A 4,656-nucleotide genomic window follows, 5' to 3' on the forward strand; every position below is an offset into this window, starting at 1 on the left:
TGTTAATTTATAAACTATTTTTTAAATGTAGTTTATAAATTAACAACTAATGAACAATCTAATATATCTATAAAATTATAATTATTATATTCATACTTTTTCATTTTCTATATTTTAAACTTCTATTAAATTTCATTTTTTCATAAATTAAATTTATTATATCATAAAAGGAAATTACTAAAGAGACTTCCTTTTATGATACTAACTTTTATTATTATAAATAAAATCTATATGTTTTACCTTAAAATTAAATTATAATTTAGATAATGCTGATATAATAATTTCCTCTTTAAAAGGCTTAACTATAAATCCTTTTGCCCCATATATAATTGCTTCTTTCATTCTAGCTTCTTGACCTAATGCTGATACCATTACAATTGATGCAGCTGGATCTAGCTTTTTAATTTCTCTTAATGCTTCTAATCCGTCCATCTCTGGCATAGTAATATCCATTGTTACAACTTCTGGCTGTAACTCTTGATACTTTTCAATTGCCATTACACCATTTTCAGCTTCTCCAACAACTTCAAATCCATTTTCTTCAAGCATTTTACGAATAGACATACGCATAAATGCTGCATCATCAACTATTAATACTCTTTTCATAAAATTTCCTCCATTTATATCAATTATAATCTTTTTCTATATACTGATGGTCTTACACGTTCAAAATTTGTTTCTAAATTAGATAGATTTTCAGACATTCCAATTATTAAATATCCACCTGGCTTAAGTGATTCATATAGTTTACGTGACAATTTTTGTTTTGTAGGATTATCAAAATATATCATAACATTTCTACAAAAAATGACATCGTACTTATGTTTATCCCAACCTATACTATTATTTAGATTAAAATATTTAAATTCAACTAAATTTTTTATACTATCACTAATAGCATAATTTCTTTCATTTATTTTCTTAAAGAAATTTTTAACCCATACCTCAGGTAGTTTAGATATCTTATCTTGTGAATAAATTCCTGCTTTTGCTTGTCTTAATACATTATTAGAAATATCTGATGCTGTTATAGATACCTTTAATTTTGAATTTCTACCAAAAATAGATGCCACTAACATTGCTATACAATATGGTTCTTCTCCTGTAGATGATGCTGCAGACCAAATTTTTAAGCTCCCCATTTTAGAATTTTTAAAATGAGGTATTAGTACTTCATCTTTTAAAAATTCAAAATGTTGTTCTTCACGCATAAAATAAGTAAAATTAGTTGTTAACTTTTCTACTAAAGCTGATGCTTTTTCTCCAGTCTTATCTAACATTAAACTATCTATATAACTTTTAAAGTCAGCAAACCCTAGTCTTTTTACCATTAATAATAATCGTGTTTCAATTAATGTTCTTTTGTTTTCAAGATTTATACCATAATTATTATACATAAAATTTTTTAATCGCACAAAGTCTTTATTTGTTAATTTCATTGTTCATATCCTCTACAATTTCCATTAATGAATCACAGTCTAATATTAATTGAACTTCATTATTTATTTCACTAACACACTTTATAAAATTTTGCTTACAATCTTCTTTATTTGAATTCATATTCATACTCTTGTCAGGTGAAATACTAACAACTTCATTTACAGCATCAACAATTAATCCAATCTTTTCTTTATTTTTTTCAATTATAATAATACAAGTTCTTTCATTATATTCAATTGGTTCCATATCAAATCTTATTCTAGCATCCATAACAGGAATAATATTACTTCTTAAGTTTATAATTCCCTTCATATACTTAGGAAGAAACGGAACTTTTGTTATAGGTAATATCTCAATAATCTCTATAATATACTTTGATGATAATGCATATTTTTTATCATTTATAATAAATACCATATACAAGTCATCTATCTTAGCTTCTATTACTTCATCGTTTGTATTCACAAATAACCCACCATCCTTTTAAATAAATTTTTCACTTTTTCCAACGCTTTTGATGCGAAGTTTATTTGTAATAGTGTCAAATATAATAGTTCTACCACAAGAACCTAATACATCTTCAGAAACAATAGAAATATGTAGTTTCGCTAGTGTTTCTTTACATGCTTTTACATTTTTTTCTCCAATAGTGCATATACTACTTCCTGTATTTTTAAAATTAAACATATGTGCACCACCAGCTAGCTTTGCTCGTATAAGTCTAGGATTTGCACCAGCTTTTTTCATTTCTTCATATAACAAAGTAATACCAGTGTCTGCATATTTTGCTTTATTTGATATACTCTTTTCACTTTTTGAATCTGAAAGTAGAATATGAACCAATCCAGCTATTTTATTTATCTCATCATAAAGTACTACTCCACAGCAAGAGCCTAAGCCAATTGTCATAATTTGATTAGGTGCCTTTACAATATTAAACTCTGCTATACCTACAGTTATATTTTTCATTAGTTCTTCTCCTAATCATCAAATCCTAGTGAAGATAATAATTTTTTACACGACTCTACCTTAGGAATAAAGTAATATTTTCCTTCAATTTCTTTGTCTAAAGTGAAAAAGTCTGTTTCAATACATAAAATTGAATCAGATACTGGTCCATATAATGACATAGGTAAGTTCATAATTGCCATTACCATGTCCACACTAAAGTATGGAATTGATGGATTTATAGTTAAATTTGTCATATCTGATATTGCAGTTAAGTATGTTCCACAAAGTATATTACAGATTTCTCCTATTGAACTTAATTCTTCACATACTGAATCATAATCATCTCTATCACATGTAATTTCTTTTCCTGTAATTTTTGATAATAGGTTAAGTGCTGAATCAACTTTCATAATAACCATAATAAATCCTTCCATATCTTCTGAAAGTTGTAAAACTGTTCCTACAACTAACTCTTCTGGTGAATTATAGCTATTAGTTATATCTGAAAACTTAATCATATCACTTTTAGGAATTCCTATATCCACTATCTCATTTAACATTATAGCTAATGAAGATGATGCATTTCCTGAACCTATATTACTAATTTCACGAAATACATTTAATTTATCACATTCAAATTTCATATATACCTACTTTCCATCTACTACTTAGATTTTACTGTTGATTGTCTCTTTTTTAATTGGTTTAATATTACATTTGGAATCATATCTAAAGAAGTTTCTTTTAAAACTGCCCCAAGATTTTTAGCAGCCATTGGCATTCCATAAACAACACATGAATGTCTATTTTGACCAATAGTATATCCTCCTGATGTCTTTATATCTAGTAACCCTTTAGCTCCATCAGACCCCATACCAGTTAAAATAACACCTATAGCATTTTCTTTTGCTACATCCGCTACAGATTTGAATAGATAATCTACTGAAGGACAATGACCACTAACTTTCTCTCCTTCTTTAATTTCTAATACATATTTATTATTTTTCTTTGCAATACCCATTTGTAAAGCCCCTGGTGCTATATATGCATATCCACTTAATATTTCCTCACCATCTTTACCTTCTACTACATTTATTAAACACTCTTTGTTTAGACGTTCTGCATACCTTTTAGTAAATACTGGTGGCATATGTTGAGTAACTACAATTCCAGGTAATCCTAAAGGTAATTGTTTTAATATTTTCCCAACAGCTTCAACTCCACCCATAGATGCCCCAATTGCAATTATTTCTTTGCCACTTTTTACACTTAATTTAGAATTTCTAATTATACTCTTATTTGTTGTAGCGTACTCTGTTTGTAAAGAATTGTTTTTAGACAACTTTTTATCTAATTTAGCGATAGAAGCTTCTTTTATTTTATACGCTAAATCATTAGAGAAATCATTCATTGTCTTTGTATCTGGTTTCCCAACAAATCCAACAGCTCCAGCACTTATAGCTTCAAAACACCTACCATTAGCACCACTAATAACAATAGTTGGAATAGGACATTGATCCATTAGTATCTTTAAAAATTCAATTCCATTCATACCTGGCATTTCAATATCTAAAGTTAATACATCTGGTTTTGACTGTATTATTTTATCTCTAGCTTCATATGGATCTCTAGCTGTTCCAACAACTTCTAAGTCTGGATCTTCTTGAAGATACTTGGCAATAATACGGCGAAACATAATAGAATCATCAACTACTAATACTTTTATCTTCTTATTTTTTTCCATAGACTCCATCTCCTTTTGAATATCTATACTGTATTACTTCAAAAATTCTAATTATTTTTCAGCAATTTTTATAGCTTTGTCTATAGTAATTACGCCTATGATATTATATTTAAATTATTTATTAATTTATAATTGCATTTACATCAAATATTAAACTTATAGAACCATCTTCTAAAATAGAACATCCTGATATGTAAGAATGTACTTTTTCAAATTGTGTTAATAATGTAGGCACTGGTTTAATTACAACTTGTTGTTGTCCAATTATACTATCTACAATAATACATACACTTCCCATTTCAGATTCAACTAATATCATAACTCCTTCATCAGAATTTGATTTATTCATTCCTAATATATTTGATAATCTACGAATCTTATAACAATTACCTCTAATAATACTATGTTCTTCTCCATTTGGGTTTTGAACTATTTCATAAGCCCCATGTCTAAATACTTCCTTTATATTTAAGGCTGGAATAATATATATTTCATCTCCTATTTTTACCTTCATACCATCT

Annotated in this window: 7 protein-coding genes; all 7 read right to left on the reverse strand. The window is 27.5% G+C overall.

Annotation, left to right across the window (positions count from 1 at the left end):
- Positions 1–252: 252 nt before the first annotated feature.
- On the reverse strand, positions 253–606 hold the full coding sequence (locus ABFX13_RS14360; protein WP_346047178.1) for a response regulator: 354 nt from the start codon (positions 604–606) through the stop codon (positions 253–255).
- A 23-nt stretch (positions 607–629) separates the two neighbouring features.
- Entirely contained in the window at positions 630–1,439 is an 810-nt protein-coding gene (locus ABFX13_RS14365) for a CheR family methyltransferase (RefSeq protein WP_346047180.1), read from the reverse strand.
- Positions 1,423–1,905, reverse strand: a complete 483-nt coding sequence (locus ABFX13_RS14370) for a chemotaxis protein CheW (protein WP_270647939.1) — start codon at positions 1,903–1,905, stop codon at positions 1,423–1,425. Before ABFX13_RS14370 ends, ABFX13_RS14365 begins: the two co-directional genes overlap by 17 nt.
- Positions 1,906–1,923: 18 nt before the next feature.
- Complete coding sequence (locus tag ABFX13_RS14375; protein WP_346047182.1) at positions 1,924–2,409, reverse strand: chemotaxis protein CheD; 486 nt, start codon at positions 2,407–2,409, stop codon at positions 1,924–1,926.
- 11 nt (positions 2,410–2,420) lie between these two features.
- A complete protein-coding gene (locus tag ABFX13_RS14380; RefSeq protein ID WP_147545933.1) occupies positions 2,421–3,035 on the reverse strand; it encodes a chemotaxis protein CheC in 615 nt (204 codons plus the stop codon).
- 20 nt (positions 3,036–3,055) lie between these two features.
- Positions 3,056–4,135, reverse strand: coding sequence for a protein-glutamate methylesterase/protein-glutamine glutaminase (locus tag ABFX13_RS14385; protein ID WP_346047185.1), 1,080 nt, complete (start codon positions 4,133–4,135; stop codon positions 3,056–3,058).
- Positions 4,136–4,256: 121 nt separating this feature from the next.
- Positions 4,257–4,656 (reverse strand): chemotaxis protein CheW (locus ABFX13_RS14390; RefSeq protein ID WP_346047187.1); only part of this gene is annotated, 400 nt, incomplete at its 5' end.

Origin of the sequence: Paraclostridium tenue, from assembly GCF_039521565.1 — a bacterium.
Classification (GTDB): Bacteria; Bacillota; Clostridia; order Peptostreptococcales; family Peptostreptococcaceae; genus Paraclostridium; species Paraclostridium tenue.

What these genes read in the sequence shown, in the direction of transcription:
- ABFX13_RS14360 (WP_346047178.1), bottom strand. Translation starts at nt 606, where the DNA reads ATGAAAAGAGTATTAATAGTTGATGATGCAGCATTTATGCGTATGTCT.
- ABFX13_RS14380 (WP_147545933.1), bottom strand. Translation starts at nt 3,035, where the DNA reads ATGAAATTTGAATGTGATAAATTAAATGTATTTCGTGAAATTAGTAAT.
- ABFX13_RS14365 (WP_346047180.1), bottom strand. Translation starts at nt 1,439, where the DNA reads ATGAAATTAACAAATAAAGACTTTGTGCGATTAAAAAATTTTATGTAT.
- ABFX13_RS14375 (WP_346047182.1), bottom strand. Translation starts at nt 2,409, where the DNA reads ATGAAAAATATAACTGTAGGTATAGCAGAGTTTAATATTGTAAAGGCA.
- ABFX13_RS14385 (WP_346047185.1), bottom strand. Translation starts at nt 4,135, where the DNA reads ATGGAAAAAAATAAGAAGATAAAAGTATTAGTAGTTGATGATTCTATT.